We start from the raw sequence: 16,980 nt of genomic DNA, 5'->3' as shown, positions 1-16,980 counted from the left end.
TCTTTTTTGATTGATTTATTCCGTTCTTAAGCCTTTGGTGGGTTTTACCATTGCGGCTCCGATTGATTGATAACTAATGGTGAGTATGGCTACCCCGAGTGCGATGATTCCTGCGGTAATAAAAATTCCCAATCCAATATTGATGTGATACGCAAATCCTTCCAGCCAGCGGTTCATTAAATACCAACCCACTGGAGCGGCAATGCAAATGGAAACCAAGATCAACTTTAAAAAGTCGAGGGTCAGTAGTTGATAAATGCTTTTGAAAGGTGCTCCCAAGACCAAACGGATGCTGATTTCTTTTTTGCGTTGTTCCACCATAAAGGCAGAAAGGGCAAATAATCCCAAACAGGCCACAAGAATGGCAAAAAGCGCAAAACTGTTGAAGATTTTGCCCATGCGTTGCACATCATCGTGCATTTGGGCGAATTCTTGTTCCATAAAATTATAACTCAGGGCTTGGTTGGGAATGTTTCTGTTCCAAATATTTTCTATTGCCAATAAGACTTCAGATGGATTGCCTTTTTCCAACTTCACGGAGACCGCTCCTGTATTTTCTCCAATTACCAAGGACAATGCAGAAATATCTTCTTTGAGTGATTTAAAATGAAAATCCTCTATTTCTCCGATTATGGTAAAGGTTTGCCCCCCATTATCAATTTCCTTTCCGATGGGGTCCGTTAAACCTAGATCAGAGGCCATTTTGGAGTTGATAACAATCGAGTTAACCGAATCCAATGCGAATTCTTTGGAAAAATCCCTCCCCTTTTTCAATTGAATGCCCAAAGTTTTTATGTAAGCGTAATCTACTCTCCAAATTTGTGCAGGAATACCTCTTCCGCCATCATCTTCACCCACCATTCTAAAGGTATTTCCATTTCTGCTGCCACCATCAAGCGGTAAATAGCTGGTTGCGGTAACACTTTTTACTTGCGATAATCCCAAGAGTTGATTCTTGAAGGAATCCATTTTGTCCCCAAGAATATTGGTGCCCTCTAAAACAATCACTTGTTCTTTTTGATAGCCCAATTTTTTGTTGATGATGTAGTCCATTTGCTGATAAATGATCAGCGTGCCAATGATCAAAACCACAGATGTAGTGAATTGAAAAATCACAAGGCCGCTTCTCAATTTGCCACTTTTGCTTCCAATGCTCAAATTGCCTTTTAGCACATGAGCAGGTCTAAATGCAGATAGGTAGAACGCAGGATACAGTCCGGCCAAAATTCCAACCATCAAGGCAGAAGCCAATAAAAGTGGGATGAACCACCATGCTGTCCAAGGCATGAGAATGTTTTTCGCTGCAATTTCATTGAATGTAGGCAATAGTGCCCAAGCCAACACAGTTCCCAAAATGAAAGAGATGATACTGAACAGCACTGATTCGGTTAAGAATTGATTCACCAAGTTGTTTCTAAAAGCCCCTATGGTTTTTCTAAGTCCAACCTCTTTGGCTCTATTGGCAGATTTTGCCGTGGAAAGATTGATAAAGTTGATGATGGCCAATAACAACACAAAAAGGGCAATGGCAGCAAACAACCACACAAATTTAATGTCACCGTGTTTGAGCCCATCCTGCATTTTAAGGTCGGATTTTAAATAAATATCCGAAATAGGTTGAAGCTTGTATTCAATGGTTCTCAACACATTAATGAAATCGGCGGAACGGCCTCGTTCTAGTTGGGCAGGAATAATATATTTTTCTACTACCAAGCTTAGTTTTTGCTCCAATTCGGCAATATTGGTATTGGGATTCACCAAAACGTAGGTAAAATAGTTCTGGTTGGTCCACCCTCCGTAGCTGTCGTTGATGGGAAGTAAAAAATCAAAATTTAGATGTGAGTTTTTGGGCACATCCTGCATAATGCCTGTAATGGTGTAAGGCTTGGTTGCATCATTATCCAAAAACAATGTTTGGCCTACTGCATTTCCATTGGGAAAATATTTAGCCGCTTTGGATTCGGAGAAAACAATGCTTTGAGGGTTCAGCAAAGCAGTTTCTGGGTTCCCTTGTTCCAAGTTGATTTCCAAAATTTCGAAAGCCTCTTGGTCGGCCAACAAGAAATTCTCTTCAAAGGTGTTTTCTTGTTTTCCTTCCAATCGCAACCCTCTTTTACCTGCACCAAAAATTTCAATGGAGTTTACTTTTCCTGCTTTTTCAATTTCAGCAAAATCGGTTTGAAGAGCCTTAGAAAGTGGCAATGGAAAATGGGTGCTTTTCATCACCTCTCCTTCAAAAACCCCTTGCATCACCACCCTATAAATCTGGTCGTTTTTGGCGTAGTGCTTGTCGTAGCTCACTTCATTTTTAATGAAGAGGGAAATCAAAATACAGGCACAGATACCCACGGCAAACCCTCCAATCTTGATTATGGTGAAGAGTTTGTCTTTTTTGATGGACCGCCAAGCGATATTTAAATGGGTTCTAAACATGTTTTTTGATTTTGATTAATGATTTATTCGGTTCGGAGACTTTTTACTGGATTTGTCAATGCTGCTTTAATCGCTTGATAACTGATCGTGGCAAGGGTAATGGTCATGATGATGGCGATGGCCAATACAAATACCCACCAGTTGATGGCGGTGCGGTATTCAAAGTTCTCCAACCAACGGTGCATAAAATACCAGGCAATAGGTGTTGCAATTATACCTGCTATTATGATGAGTTTTAGGAAATCCTGCATCACGAGTGCCACCAAATGTTGTACACTTCCCCCCAATACTTTTCGGATTCCTATTTCCTTTGTTTTTTGCACCACAAAGAATAGAATGAGGCCATAAATGCCCAAACAACCAATGAAAATGGCAATGCCCGAGAACACTCCAATCAAGGAAAGGAACCGCTGTTCTGTTTCATAAAGATCGGCGACCTCATCATCCAAAAAGGCATAATCGAACAAATAATCTGGAAATAGGGTAGACCATTCTTTTTCGATATGTCTTAATGCATCATCTGCAGAGGCCAAATTAATTTTTACAGCCAACTCAGCATATAGTTGTGTTGCTGGGGCTATAAAAATGGGATTTATGGTGCTGTGGAAATCCTGATCATGGAAATCAGCAACCACGCCAACAATATTTGCATTTAAGGTTCCACCATTGATGGATAAATTTTTTCCTATAATTTCTTGTGGACTGGAAGCGCCAATTTTGCGCACAAAAGTTTCATTTACCAACAATTCGTCCACGGATTCTTTTTCATAAAAGTTTCGACCTGCAACCAATTCCAAATCAAAAGCATCCAAATAGTTTTTATCCCCAGCTTTTACTTGAAGGTTAAAATCTTCAGGTTCTGGGCGGTTGTTGTAGACAACTCCAGTTCCCCAATTGTTGTTGCTTGCCCCTGGTGACCCAAAGCAGGCGGTTATATTTGCCACGCTGGAGTTTTGTGCGATACGTTCTTTTAGGCCATTTAATTGGGTTAATTCGATGTATTCTGGAATTTCGATCATGACCATTCCATCTTTGGTAAAGCCCAAATCGGAATCGATAGCATATTTTAATTGTTTGGATACAACGATAGAGCCAATAATCAATACTATAGAGATGGCAAACTGAACCACGACCAAAGCTTTTCGGGTAACATAACCTCCGGCATCGTTTTGTGAAACTTTTCGTTTTAAGGCCAAAACAGGAGCTATTCTTGCCAATAAAAGACCTGGATAACTTCCTGCCAACAAAGTCACCAAACCTAGAAGCAGAACAACAAAACCAGCAAATTTCAACTGAAATAGCGTGTTGATGGAAAGGTCAAGGTCAAAAAGGGTATTAAAAGAGGGCAAAATGGAAACGCACATACCAATACCGATGATCAAAGCCAAAGTGCTAACAATAAATGTCTCGGCCATAAATTGCCAAAACAGTTGGTTTTTAAAACTGCCCAATACTTTGCGCACTCCAACTTCCTTGGAACGATAGGTGGATTGTGCTGTGGAAATATTGATGAAATTGATACAAGCGACAATGAGAATAAAAAGCCCCACCAACGAAAATATCCAAAGCGTTTTCGCGTCTACACCACCACTGTATTTGGAATCTAAATGTACTTGGGCGAGAGGTTGAACCTTGTAATGATGCACATTTTTGGCATCTGGTCTGTATTTTTGCACATATCCTTGAAGCTGACTTTCAATTTCTGAAATGTCTTGATTCGGGCGCATTAAAGCAAAACAATGCAGCGAGGAATTGATGCCTCCCCAAGTCTCGGATGACATAAACTCATCATAACTTTTCAAGGTTTCGAACGACACAAAGATTTGTTCCTCCACAAAAGTATTATTGGGCAAATCCTGGAGCACCCCAGTTATAGTGATGGTCTGATTGTTCTCCAACATAAAAGTTTGGTTGATAGGATTGGTGTCCCCAAACATTATTTTTGCCATTTCCTTTGTGATCATGGCCGTATTGGGCTCGGTAATTGGAGCACCATTGGAACCATCTACCATTGGAAAATTAAAAATGTCGAAAAACTCAGGTTCCACAAATGCAACTTCAGAAGTAAATTGCTTCCGACCCATGTTGCCGTCCAAAGTGATCAAGTAATTGCGCCGATCTACATATTTGGCCACTTTTTCTGCATAGTCGTAATCTTGCCTAAAGGCATTGGCAAAGCCAGGCGGCACTGCTGCCTCATACTCAATAAAATCGCGATGTTCTTCGGTGGCAAAACGGTAGATACGGTCACTATTGTTGTGGAAATTATCGAACCGCAAATGGTGTTGCACAAACAGGAACACCAAAATACTACAGCCAAAACCAAGTGATAGCCCCAATATATTGATCAAGGTAAACCCTTTGCGTTTCCGAAGACTTCTCCAAGCGATTTTAAATTGATTCTTGAGCATGATTTTCTTTTTTGATTGATGAATAGACCCCTACACCATGGCGCCCATGGGCTTGTTCTGGCTTTCAGTTACGATTTGTCCATCGAATAAATTGATCACTCTGTGGGCATAATGCGAATCACGGTCGGAGTGCGTCACCATTACAATGGTAGTGCCCTCTTGGTTTAGTTCTGTTAACAGGTTCATCACTTCAATTCCATTTTTGGAATCCAAGTTCCCCGTAGGCTCATCCGCCAAAATCAGTTTTGGATTGGTCACGACGGCTCTGGCAATGGCCACCCTTTGTTGTTGACCTCCTGACAATTGTTGTGGAAAGTGTTTTTCTCTATGTGCAATTTTCATGCGTTCCAATACTTTCTGTACTTTTTCCCTTCTTTCAGCCTTGTTCATTTTAAGATAGATCAAGGGAAGCTCCACGTTTTCAAAAACGGTAAGCTCGTCAATAAGGTTAAAGCTCTGGAATACAAAACCAAGGTTTCCTTTGCGCAATTGGGTACGTTGACTTTCTTTAAGCCCACCTACTTCGTGTCCGGCGAAATTATAGCTGCCCTCCGTTGGATTGTCCAACATACCGATGATGTTGAGCAAAGTTGATTTTCCACATCCAGATGGGCCCATAATGGCAACGAATTCTCCTTTTTCCACTTTAAGGTTTACCCCGTTCAGTGCCAAGGTTTCTACTTCCTCGGTGCGGAAGCTTTTCTTAAGATCTGTTATCTGTATCATTTTTTGATGGTTGTTTTTTATTAATTAAAGACTTTGTTCGTTTGATTGATGTTACACTCCTCGGATTATTTTAAGACAATCCGTTCTGCATCACCAAAACTATCGTAGTTACTGGTAATGACTTGATCTCCGGGTTCAAGCCCTTCAAGGACTTCATAATATCTTGAATTTTGTTTGCCCAAACGGACATTGCGTCGAATGGCTTCATTGCCATTGGCATCCACCACGAATACCCATTGCCCTCCAGTACTCTGGAAGAAACCTCCTTTTGGCAACAACAAGGCATCGTTGGATTCCCCCAATTGCAGTCGAATGTTATAGCTCTGGCCCGCTCTGATGGTTTCTGGTTTATCATCGTTGAAAACCAAATCCACTTGAAACCTACCGTTGCGCACCTCTGGATATACTTTTCGAACACGCAAAGCATATTCGTTGCCATTTCGTTCCAATGTGGCAGAAAGATCACGTTTTACACGATCAATATAATGTTCGTCGATATTGGCCTCAATTTTAAAATCGGTCAGTACGTTGATTTGCCCAATGCGTTCCCCTTGTGCAATGCTCTGTCCAATTTCTGCATCTAAAAACCCTAATTGACCATCGGCCGGGGCCCTTACGTTGAGGTGGTCCAAACGTTCATAGACCATGGACAATGTTTTGCTCATTCGTTCCATATCGGCATCCAACCCCTTAAGGGATGTTTCCCGCAACTCGTCGTCTTGCTCGGTTTGAATTTTTACAATCTCATATTGCTTTTGGGCAAGTTCAAAATCTTCTTTGGATTGTAGATACACCTCTTTGGAAACCAATTCATCTGCATATAAAGCTTTGTTCTGCTCATAGTTTCTTTTGGAACGTTGCAACTCGAACTGTGCATCTGCCAAGGATCGTTTCCCCTGTACTTGTCTTGAGTCGAAAGTAAGTTTGGTGGAACGCAGGTCGTTTTGTTTTAGAGCCAGGTTACTTTCACTGGCCAAGATCTGCTCATACAGGTTCATGTTTTCCAATTTTAGGATGATGTCACCCTTTTTTACCATGGAACCTTCCTCGATCAATTTTTCGGACACCCTTCCACCTTCATACGCATCCATAAAAATGGTTGCTATTGGGGCAACACTTCCGTTGATAGTAATGTAATCGTCAAATTTGCCTGCAGTTACGGAAGCGATGGACAACCGTTCCTTTTCCGTTCTGAAAGTGGACATGGATGAGGCGAACAATAGTTTATACCCCATAAACAAGACGAGTATGCCCAAGGCAATGTATCCGAAGTGTTTTGGTTTTAGTCCTTTCTTTTTTTCTAATTGTATATCCATGGTATGTTTTAGTTGATGTTAAAAATGGGTAAGCCGTTATAAAAATCTATGGTACTCTGGTTCACCTTTAGCTTAAGGGCCACCTGTAAGTTTTCATTTTGTGCTACACCATACAAGTTTTTTGCTTGAAAAAGTTCCAATGCGTTGATTAATCCTTTATCGTATCTTTTTTGTGCGATGGTAAATGCCAATTCTTGCGATTCCATCTTCTTCTTACTTTGTTCAAATTCTGAAACCAATGCACGGTTGCTCTGAACCAGTTGTTGTAAAACTTTGAACAATTCCTGTTCTTGAATCTCCAAATTGTTTTTAGCCTGTTCAAAGGCAATTTTTTGTTGCTTTACCCTTGAATGATTGGCCCACCCATAACTTAATGGAATGTTGAGGGAAGCACCAACAAATTTGGAAGAGTTATCCTTAAACTGGGTTTTGAACGGGATTAGGTTGCCATTGTCGTCCACATTGGTCTCAAAATAACTGGTTCCGATACCTGCAGTTAACGAAAGTGATGGGTATAGCGAACCACGAGTGGCCTGCAATTGTTTTTTGGCAGCGGTCACTCGATATTCCTGGGATTTGACCAAGGGCACAAACCCTCTTGCAGTTTCGTAAAGTGAATCCAATTCCACACCCTGCTCTTTTATTTCAGGAGCATAATTCAAATTTCTCTCCAATTCAATATCGTTTTGGCCTATCAAGTTCATTTCTTGTAGCAAAATCAATTTGGCTTCGGCCAACAGATTGCGGTTTTGGGTAACCAAAAACTTATCACCCAACAGATTGGATTCAGCTTCGTATAAATCAGACCCTGCTTTAAGACCCAGTTCCACTTGCTTTTCCACTAAATCGTAATTGGCTTGGGAGAGTTCTTGTTGTTCCAATGAAATGGCCAAAAGGCCCTCATAATATTTAATATCATAAAAGGCGGACATCACCCTAAAGGCCAGCATAAATTTTTCTTGATCGATATCTTCTTCTGAGGCCCTGTAGATAAACTTTGTGGCCTTGATCAAGTTCATTTTTTGAAATCCTCTAAAGAGGTCCAAACTTGCCCCTACCGAATAATTATTACTAAAAAATTCGGTGTTCACGTAGGTGTTGGTGTTGGGGTCGGGAGAACGGCCATAACTAATGGTATAATTTGTGGACCCTTCAACGGAGGGCAATAAATTCCGCACGGACTGTCTATAGCTTTCCTTGTTGGAATCCATATTAAAATTGGTGCTTTTTACCTGGAGGTTGTGTTCTATGGCATAAGCCACACAATCATCCAACGACCAAGTTTGTTGCGCCATTCCTTTCCAGGTTAGGAATAATAATAGGGTTGTAATGTAAAATCTTAAGTTCATGTTTTTATTCTGTGCCAAAACATAGTCTATTGTTGTGCCAAAAACATAAAACACTGAAAATCAGTATTAAATATAAAATTAATAGGTTGCACCCTAGTTGTATTGTTAAAAATTTACACACCTTTGTGTAAAAAAAATGGACAGCAAGAATATAAATACATCAAAAGCCATCAGAAAAACAGAATCATAATCCAAAAAATTAAAATTTAAAGTTTACGCACTTTTCTTGGGTTTTTGAGGGCTTGATTTAAATGGAAATGAGTTGGCAAGAATGGATTTTAAAAAACACTATCTTGGTTTTTCAATATTGGAACGAAGGTTGGTGCATATTATAAACCAAACCAAAATACAGCATGGTTAACGGCAAAATCTTATTGGTAGATGATAATAAAAGTATCTTGAGTGCACTCGAGATTCTACTTCAATTTGAGTATAAAGAAGTGGTATCCATCTCCAACCCTAACCAAATCTCGTCCTTTCCCCAATTGGAAAGCTTCGATATTGTTTTATTGGACATGAACTTCTCCGCAGGGGTAAATAGCGGAAACGAAGGTCTGTTTTGGCTTCGTGAGATTCAAAAACGGGCCCCGCACACTTCGGTAATAATGATGACGGCCTATGGCGCCATAGATTTGGCCGTGAAGGCATTAAAGGAGGGTGCTGCCGATTTTATATTAAAACCTTGGAACAACGAACGACTCATGGCCACCGTTAGATCGGCTTTTGAGCTGAGAAGGTCCAAACAAGAGATACACAACCTAAAAAAGAAGGAAAGCAACCTGAAACAAGTCATTAATGAGGATAAAAGTCTCATTGTTGGCAAATCCAAAGCGCTTACCTCTGTTTTGGAATTGGTGGAAAAAGTCGCCAAAACCGATGTGAACGTGTTGATCACAGGAGAAAATGGGACCGGGAAAGAGTTGATTGCCCGTGAGCTCCATCGCTTATCGGTTAGAAAGAATGAGGTTTTTATTGGGGTGGATATGGGGTCCATTGCCGAAAATTTGTTCGAAAGTGAATTGTTCGGACATACAAAAGGCTCCTTTACAGATGCTAAGGAAGACAGAGCCGGAAAGTTTGAAGCTGCCCACCAAGGCACCCTGTTTTTGGATGAAATTGGCAACCTATCCCTACAAATGCAGGCCAAATTATTGTCCGCCATTCAAAATCGGGCTGTGGTTCGGGTAGGCTCCAACAAACCTATTCTAGTGGATATCCGTTTGATTTGTGCCACCAATTGCAACTTGGAACAGATGGTGGCCGACGGACTTTTCAGGGAAGATTTGTTGTACCGCATTAATACCATTCATATTGAGGTTCCGCCCTTAAGGGAGCGGGAAGAAGATATTTTGGTATTGGCCGAATTCTTTTTGAAAAAATTTGCCCAAAAGTATGATAAGCCGGGTTTGCGCATTAATAATTTGGCCCAAGAACGCCTAATGGACTACCCCTGGCCAGGAAACATACGTGAATTACAGCATACCATGGAGCGATCGGTGATTCTGTCGGATGGCAATGTGCTCAAGCCTGCAGATTTTTTACTACATACCAAAACCATGCAGTCTTTTGACAATGATCCCACAACATTGGACGAAATGGAACAGATCATGATTTCCAAAGCTTTGGATCAGCATGGGGGAAACTACAGTGCCGCTGCCGAGCAACTGGGAATATCAAGGCAAACTCTTTACAATAAGCTTAAAAAGAAGAAGTAGTGGCAAGCAGGAATTTCTACATACAGCTTATTATCAGGGTATTAATATTGACCTTTACCATTTTGGGACTGGCATTTTCGGTGTTGAAAGGCTGGTATTTTTTATTTGCTTTTTTAACGCTGATTGCAGCATCACAGGTGTATTCGCTGATTGTTTTCATCAACAGGACGAACCGAAAAATTGCCTACTTTTTTGATGCGATAAAAAATGAAGATTTTACCCTACGATTTCCCGAACGTGTTTCCATAGATTCCTTTAAGGAGCTCAATAAAAGTTTGAATCGGGTAAACGATTTGATCCATGAAGTGCATTTACAACTTCAGATTAGGGAGCAGTATTACCAAGAAATTTTGAAACAGGCCAGTATTGGAATTATGACCTATAACGAAAAAGGCCATATCCTATTTGCGAATCCCACCGCAGAAAAAATTCTGGATTATACCCCGTTGAACCATATAAAGCAACTGTTACAGGTAGATGAAAACCTCTACCGAATTTTTAAATCCTTTCAGTCTTTTGATCGTAAATTGTTTCAGCTTTCCAATGAGCGGGAACAAATTCAATTGGCATTAAAGTCAACGCCCTTAAAATTGGATGGGCAGACATTGCTGTTGGTGGTCATTCAAGATATCCAACGTGAATTGGATGAAAAGGAAACAGAATCTTGGGTACGTTTGATACGTGTTTTAACCCATGAAATAATGAATACCATCACCCCGATTGTGTCGATTTCGGATTCCATCATGAAATATTATAGTAACAATGGGCGCGTAATCACTCCAGAAAGCATTGATGAAAATCAAATAAAGAACACGGTAAAAGGACTGGGAGTCATTAAAGAGCAAGGGGGCGATTTAATGGATTTTGTGCAGTCGTATCGCAGTCTATTGCACGTGCCCGACCCCTCGAAAGCCATTGTGGGCGGTAAAGGACTTTTTGATAAAATAAATGTGTTGATGTCGGCCAGACTGGGCGATAAAATAGATCTTCAAGTTGTCTGTAAACCTGAAAATCTGGAGTTTTATATAGATGAAAAACAAATTTCACAAGTCTTGATCAATTTGACCAAAAACGCGCTTCAGTCGGTAGAACAAACCGAAAACGGGAAAGTAATTTTGGTAGGAGGCATTGATAAAAATGGCTCAAAATATATTGATGTAATGGACAATGGCCCTGGAATTCCACCTGAGGTAATGGATGAAATTTTTGTACCCTTTTTCACCACCAAAAACGAAGGAACAGGAATTGGGCTGAGTCTATCCAAAAGAGTGATGCAAATGCACGGAGGAAGCATTCAAGTAAGATCTGTACCCCATCAAGAAACTGTTTTTAGGTTGACATTTGCGTAATAGGAAACAATGAAGAAGTCAGCTATTTTGAAGTTTTGCTGGGACTATGTCAATGCTAAAACGGCGCGGCTAAAAAGAACTAGTGATGAGCTTAAGGAATCGCTCAATTCCGAAACCAAAAGCACAGCGGGTGACAAACATGAAACAGGGAGAGCGATGGTGCAGTTGGAACAGGAGAAATTAGCGCAACAAATTCTGGAACTGGAAAAAGACCGCTCTGTCCTAAAAAAAATCGATATAGAGAAAACACCTCAAAAAATAAGCTTGGGTTGTTGGGTGAAAACTTCTGCTGCCAATTATTTTATTTCGATTTCTGCAGGAGCCTTTAAAAGCGAAAATGAATTGGTGTATTGCATTTCTTCCAGTGCTCCCATATCGCAATTGCTTTTGGGTAAAGAAAAAGGTGAAAGCTTTGTTTTTAATGGAAAATCACAAACCATTTTGGAAGTACTTTAACCTTTAATCCCAATTCGGTTTTTTACGGGAAGCTTTTCGTTCGGCTGACATTTTTTTGAGTTTAAGCCTTTTCTCTACAGAAGATTTTGATGGTTTGGTTGGCTTTCGCTTTTTAGGAACTTCCAATGCTTTTGTAAGCACCTCAAATAAACGCTTTACAACCAAATCTTTATTCCGGTGCTGACTTCTGGCTTCATCGCATTGCAAAAGTAAGACCCCTTCATTGCTCAATCGGGATTTTAATTTTAGCAAGACTCTTTGTTTTTCGGTTTCGGACAAACCTTGAGATAAAGGAACAGCAAAAGAGACCTCCACTTTGGAAGAAACTTTGTTCACATGCTGCCCTCCAGCACCACTGCTGCGAATCGCCTTAAATTGTAATTCGTTATGTATTTGCTTTTTGTCCAACTTGAAGCCTTCTATTGATGGTCTTCAAAGATACATTAAGAAAAATAGTGACTCCTTTTTCTTGTTCGGTCTCCGTTTTGAATAAAATTTGGGTTCCATCTTCGGCAACACTTTCATTGAGGTAAAAGCTGCCCATAAATAGACTGTTGGTCACTTCGACCCTTAATCCTGAAGCATCTGAAAATTTAAATTCATGAGGATAAACCAGCACCGATTTATCTATTTCTGCATAGGATTTTAACAACTTCATCGGAACTTGGTTGACATGTCCGAACAAAGAAGCCGTGTAGTAATTGGGAGGGTTTTTATACAGTCCTTGGGTGTTGTTAAGTGCGATAACCTCTCCTTTGTCCAAAATCAACGTGCGTTCTGCAAAGGGCAACACATCACTTGGATCATGACTGGCCGTTAGCACCGTAATTCCTTTTTTCTTGAGGTACGGGAAAAGTTTTCTACGTAGTGTGTTTCGTTTAAAGTTATCGATATGTCCAAAGGGCTCGTCCAATAATAATATCTCAGGCTCTTGAGCCAAAACGCGGGCCAGGGCAACTCTTTGTTGTTGTCCGCCACTCAAATTTTTGACTTTGGTTTGGGCAAAATCTTCCATTTCAATAAGCTCCAATAGTTCTTGGATACGCTCTTCATGGGTTTCCCGTTCGAACACGGAAAGGTATTGACCAATGTTTTCTTTCACGGAAATAAATGGCATCAAATCAAAATCCTGCGCTAAATATTTCATGTATGGCTCGCCCGGCACCAAATTAAAATTGGGGCCTAAAGCTTGTTTTTCTCCCCAATAAATAGAGCCTTCTTCCACATGTAGTAGCCCATATATAATTTTGAGCAAGGTACTCTTGCCCGACCCACTTTCACCCATCAAGGCCAAATGTCCCCCAGGGGTCACTTCAAATGAAATGTCCTTTAGAATTGGCTTTTTTTGGTAGCCAAAGGCGTCAATCTGTACTTTAAGCATGGGTGTTGAACAAAGGTCAGTTTAAGGTTTACTTCAAGTTGAGCGAAGCCGAGATTTGTTGATTAGCCCAAATAAAATGGTTCTCGACTCCGCTCGAATTGACTATATATAATTTAGAATAAAGTTAATCTTTAAATTCCTTTATAACAGCCTGGTTAGGCAGCTCATCATATCCCATATTGAACAAGGTAAACCCAAAAATATCGGCGTATTGTTCAATGGTCTTGCTCACAGGTGTTCCTGCTCCGTGACCGGCGTTGGTCTCAATTCGGATTAATGTAGGTTGGTCTCCAGCTTGTTTTTCCTGCAGTTCAGCAGCGAATTTAAAACTGTGAGCAGGCACCACGCGGTCGTCATGATCCCCGGTGGTCACCAATGTGGCCGGATACGAAGTGCCTTTTTTCACATTGTGAACGGGGGAGTACCCTTTCAAATACTCGAACATTTCTTTATTGTCTTCAGACGTACCGTAATCGTAGGCCCATCCCGCACCAGCGGTAAAGGTGTGGTAACGCAACATATCCATTACACCAACGGCAGGCAAGGCCACTTGCATTAGATCAGGTCGTTGGGTCATGGTAGCGCCGACCAATAATCCGCCATTAGATCCTCCTCGAATGGCCAAATATTCTTTGGAGGTATAATTTTCAGCAATCAAATACTCGGCAGCAGCAATAAAATCATCAAAAACATTCTGCTTTTGAAGCTTGGTGCCCGCAATGTGCCATTTTTTACCGTATTCTCCACCACCACGCAGGTTGGGAACGGCATAAACTCCACCTTGCTCCATCCATACGGCATTTACAATGCTGAAAGAGGGAGTTAAACTAACGTTGAAGCCTCCATAACCATAAAGGATAGTTGGGTTTTTTCCATTCAATTCCAATCCTTTTTTATAGGTAATGATCATAGGAACTTTTGTTCCATCTTTTGAATTGTAAAACACCTGCTTGGATTCGTAATCCGCAGGGTTAAAATCAATTTGGGGTTTCCAGTACAGCTCATACTCGCCTGTTTCCACATTAAATTTATAGGATGATCCAGGAGTGTTGTAATTAGTGAAAGAGAAATAGAATTCCTTATCCTCTTTTTTGCCGCCAAATCCTCCAGCACTGCCCACTCCAGGCAACTTTACCTCGCGAATCAATTTCCCCTCGTAATCGTATTGAAGTACTTTGGAAATTGCATCTACCATATATTCGGTGAAGAAATAACCTCCTCCAGTACCTGCGGTCAATACATTTTCGGTTTCTGGAATCAAATCCGTCCAATTATCTGGAGTTGGGTTCGATGCATCGACCACTACCACTTTTTTGTTGGGAGCTTCACGGTCGGTCACCAAGAAGAGTTTGGAACCTTCGTTGTCGATTACGTAGGTGTCCGAATCGGTATCGCCCAAAACGGTAACCAATTCAGGATTTGAAGAGGTAAGATTCATCAAAAACAATTTATTTCCAGAGGTTGAAATAGATGCCGAAATGAACAGATATTTCTCGTCCTCGGAAACATAACCGCTAACATAACGGTGTTTTTCTTCTGGAGTACCGCCGAAGATGATTTTGTCCTCGGATTGTGGTGTGCCCAATTTGTGATAATACAATTTGTGTTGGTCGGTCTTGGCAGAAAGTTCACTGCCTTTAGGTTTATCGTAGCTAGAATAGTAGAAGCCTTCGTTGCCTTTCCAAGAAATACCACTGAATTTGATGTCGACTAAAGTGTCTTCCACAATTTCCATGGTTTCGGTATCAATGGTAATGGCTTTTCTCCAATCACTTCCACCTTCAGAAATAAGATAAGCAGCTTTGGAACCGTCCTTGGTAAAATTAAGCCCCATTAAAGAAGTGGTGCCGTCTTCAGAAAAGGTATTGGGATCCAAAAACACTTCTTCTTCGCCATCTCCTTTTTTGCGGTACACCACATATTGGTTTTGGAGCCCATTGTTTTTATAGTAGTAGGTGTAATCACCCTCTTTAAAAGGGGAGCCCAATTTTTCGTAGTTCCAAAGTTTTTCCAAACGATTTTTAAGGTCTTCACGGAATGGGATTTTATCCAAATACCCAAAGGTTGCGGAATTTTGCTGTTTCACCCAAGCTTCGGTTTCTTCGCTTCGGTCGTCTTCCAACCAACGGTAAGGGTCTTTTACTTCGGTGCCGAAATAGTTGGTTACGGTATCGACTTTTTTTGTTGTAGGATAGGTCACTTGTATAGGTTCTCTTTTGGTAGTTTTTTGACAGGCCGTCAATAAAACGATGGTAGCCAATAGACTAAAGTTTCTCATATAATTTGTTAGAATTGATTCGGATAAAAATACCATAAAAACAAGTAATCCCCAGAAGCGAAATACGCCTTTAACGAATTTTATGAAAGAAGGACAACTAGAGGATTAAAAGTGTCAATCTTAAACTTGGTAAAAGAAGGATTTGCAAGAATTTTTGAATGGTAAGTTGCGTCCTATGACTTTAAAAAGTTAACGTAATGTTAATAAAAATACAACATTATAACATAAAATTGTGAGGAAAAATATTACATTGAACCAAATGAAAAACTAAAACTATTAACATTATGAAAAAACCTCTTTTAAAGAGTGCAGTCTTATTGGCCAGCACAGGGATGATTTTATTCTCTTGTTCGGATGATTCACAATCTGGATTGGAAAGCCCAGAAAATCAAAGTATCCTTCCGGAAGAAGAAGCGGTAATCTTTAATCAGGGCAGTTATGAAATTGATGGATCCTATATTGTGGTGTTCGACCAAAAGGTTACAGGCGACGTAGGGGCAAAATTTGGAGCCGATTATAAATCGGCGACAGGAGCTGTTAAACAATTGGCCACCGATGTATTGGGAAGTCTTCAAATGAAGGGCGACCTTATTGAACGTGTGTACAGTAAAACCTTAACGGGAGTATCTGCGCGTTTGAGCAGCGACCAGGCCAATACGTTAAAGTCAGATCCAAGAGTGGCATATATTGAAAAAGACCAAATGTTTACATTGGCACCACCTCCGGGCAAGGGTCCTGGCGGTGGCGGTGGCGGAGGAACTGCTCTTCAAGAAATTCCTTGGGGTATTGCCAGAGTCAACGGTGGGGCAACCTATACTGGAAATAGTGTTGCTTGGATTATCGATTCTGGAATCGACTCTAGTCATGAAGACTTAAATGTTGATATGAGCCGCGGGTATAATGCCTTCACCAATGGACCAGATTCTGATCTTGCTGTAGACAACAATGGTCATGGAACTCATGTGGCGGGTACAGTGGCAGCTATCGACAATGAAATAGGAGTGGTTGGTGTTGCTGCTGGCGCAACCGTGATTCCGGTAAAAGTATTGGATCGTAGAGGTAGCGGTTCATATTCAGGGGTTATTGCAGGAATCGATTTTGTAGCGGCCAATGCCTCCAATGGTGATGTTGCCAATATGAGTTTGGGTGGAGGGTTCTCCCAAGCTGTGAACGATGCCGTCATCAATGCATCTTCAACAGTAAAGTTTGCAATTGCAGCAGGAAATGAAAGTGCGGATGCCAACGGTTCATCCCCTGCTTCTGCCAACGGAAATAATATTTATACCATTTCTGCAATGTCCGAAGGTGATATTTGGGCTTCTTTTTCCAATTACGGAAATCCACCTGTGGATTATTGTGAGCCGGGAGTTGCCATTAAATCAACATGGCCAGGCGGATACAATACCATTAGTGGAACTTCTATGGCTTCCCCTCATGCCTGTGGATTATTGTTGTTAGGTAACATTGGCAATGGTGGAACTGTGAGTGGTGACCCTGATGGAAATGCAGATACTATCGGAGTAAATTAAACCTAACACTATAAAAATTAAGGGGCCAATTTGGCCC

Annotated in this window: 12 protein-coding genes; 4 read left to right on the top strand and 8 right to left on the bottom strand. The window is 40.9% G+C overall.

What is annotated here, in order from left to right; translation table 11 throughout:
• Positions 1-15: 15 nt before the first annotated feature.
• The 5 genes from ABT310_RS06010 to ABT310_RS05990 all read right to left on the bottom strand — a co-directional run bounded on the left by ABT310_RS06010 (position 16) and on the right by ABT310_RS05990 (position 8,235).
• Entirely contained in the window at positions 16-2,433 is a 2,418-nt protein-coding gene (locus ABT310_RS06010) for an ABC transporter permease (protein ID WP_375325843.1), read from the bottom strand.
• Positions 2,434-2,456: 23 nt separating this feature from the next.
• Positions 2,457-4,844, bottom strand: coding sequence for an ABC transporter permease (locus ABT310_RS06005; protein ID WP_375325842.1), 2,388 nt, complete (start codon positions 4,842-4,844; stop codon positions 2,457-2,459).
• A gap of 30 nt (positions 4,845-4,874) precedes the next feature.
• A complete protein-coding gene (locus ABT310_RS06000; protein WP_375325841.1) occupies positions 4,875-5,570 on the bottom strand; it encodes an ABC transporter ATP-binding protein in 696 nt (231 codons plus the stop codon).
• Positions 5,571-5,635: 65 nt separating this feature from the next.
• The gene (locus ABT310_RS05995) at positions 5,636-6,886 is read right to left on the bottom strand and encodes an efflux RND transporter periplasmic adaptor subunit (RefSeq protein ID WP_375325840.1); all 1,251 of its coding nucleotides are present in this window, start codon (positions 6,884-6,886) and stop codon (positions 5,636-5,638) included.
• An 8-nt stretch (positions 6,887-6,894) separates the two neighbouring features.
• Positions 6,895-8,235: a TolC family protein gene (locus ABT310_RS05990; protein WP_375325839.1), complete on the bottom strand. Its 1,341-nt coding sequence runs from the start codon at positions 8,233-8,235 to the stop codon at positions 6,895-6,897.
• A gap of 353 nt (positions 8,236-8,588) precedes the next feature.
• Between ABT310_RS05990 and ABT310_RS05985 the strand changes: the two genes are divergently transcribed.
• From ABT310_RS05985 to ABT310_RS05975, 3 genes are read left to right on the top strand one after another with little or no spacing between them, the layout of a single operon-like run.
• Positions 8,589-9,950: a sigma-54-dependent transcriptional regulator gene (locus ABT310_RS05985; RefSeq protein WP_375325838.1), complete on the top strand. Its 1,362-nt coding sequence runs from the start codon at positions 8,589-8,591 to the stop codon at positions 9,948-9,950.
• On the top strand, positions 9,950-11,299 hold the full coding sequence (locus ABT310_RS05980; protein ID WP_375325837.1) for a PAS domain-containing sensor histidine kinase: 1,350 nt from the start codon (positions 9,950-9,952) through the stop codon (positions 11,297-11,299). Before ABT310_RS05985 ends, ABT310_RS05980 begins: the two co-directional genes overlap by 1 nt.
• 9 nt (positions 11,300-11,308) lie before the next feature.
• Positions 11,309-11,755: a 3-oxoacyl-ACP synthase gene (locus ABT310_RS05975; protein ID WP_375325836.1), complete on the top strand. Its 447-nt coding sequence runs from the start codon at positions 11,309-11,311 to the stop codon at positions 11,753-11,755.
• Between the two features lie 3 nt (positions 11,756-11,758).
• Here ABT310_RS05975 and arfB read toward each other — a convergent pair whose 3' ends face one another.
• The 3 genes from arfB to ABT310_RS05960 all read right to left on the bottom strand — a co-directional run bounded on the left by arfB (position 11,759) and on the right by ABT310_RS05960 (position 15,414).
• Complete coding sequence (gene arfB, locus ABT310_RS05970) at positions 11,759-12,163, bottom strand: alternative ribosome rescue aminoacyl-tRNA hydrolase ArfB (RefSeq protein ID WP_375325835.1); 405 nt, start codon at positions 12,161-12,163, stop codon at positions 11,759-11,761.
• On the bottom strand, positions 12,141-13,136 hold the full coding sequence (locus ABT310_RS05965) for a sulfate/molybdate ABC transporter ATP-binding protein (RefSeq protein ID WP_375325834.1): 996 nt from the start codon (positions 13,134-13,136) through the stop codon (positions 12,141-12,143). Before ABT310_RS05965 ends, arfB begins: the two co-directional genes overlap by 23 nt.
• A 124-nt stretch (positions 13,137-13,260) precedes the next feature.
• Positions 13,261-15,414 (bottom strand): prolyl oligopeptidase family protein, encoded by a 2,154-nt coding sequence (locus tag ABT310_RS05960; RefSeq protein WP_375325833.1) that lies wholly within the window; start codon positions 15,412-15,414, stop codon positions 13,261-13,263.
• 284 nt (positions 15,415-15,698) lie between these two features.
• Between ABT310_RS05960 and ABT310_RS05955 the strand changes: the two genes are divergently transcribed.
• Entirely contained in the window at positions 15,699-16,943 is a 1,245-nt protein-coding gene (locus ABT310_RS05955; protein ID WP_375325832.1) for a S8 family serine peptidase, read from the top strand.
• The last annotated feature ends 37 nt before the right edge of the window (positions 16,944-16,980 follow it).

This window comes from Flagellimonas cixiensis (genome assembly GCF_042134615.1).
Classification (GTDB): Bacteria; Bacteroidota; Bacteroidia; order Flavobacteriales; family Flavobacteriaceae; genus Flagellimonas; species Flagellimonas cixiensis.
Note: the sequence above shows the minus strand (reverse complement) of the source record. Positions and strands in the feature narration are given on the sequence as shown.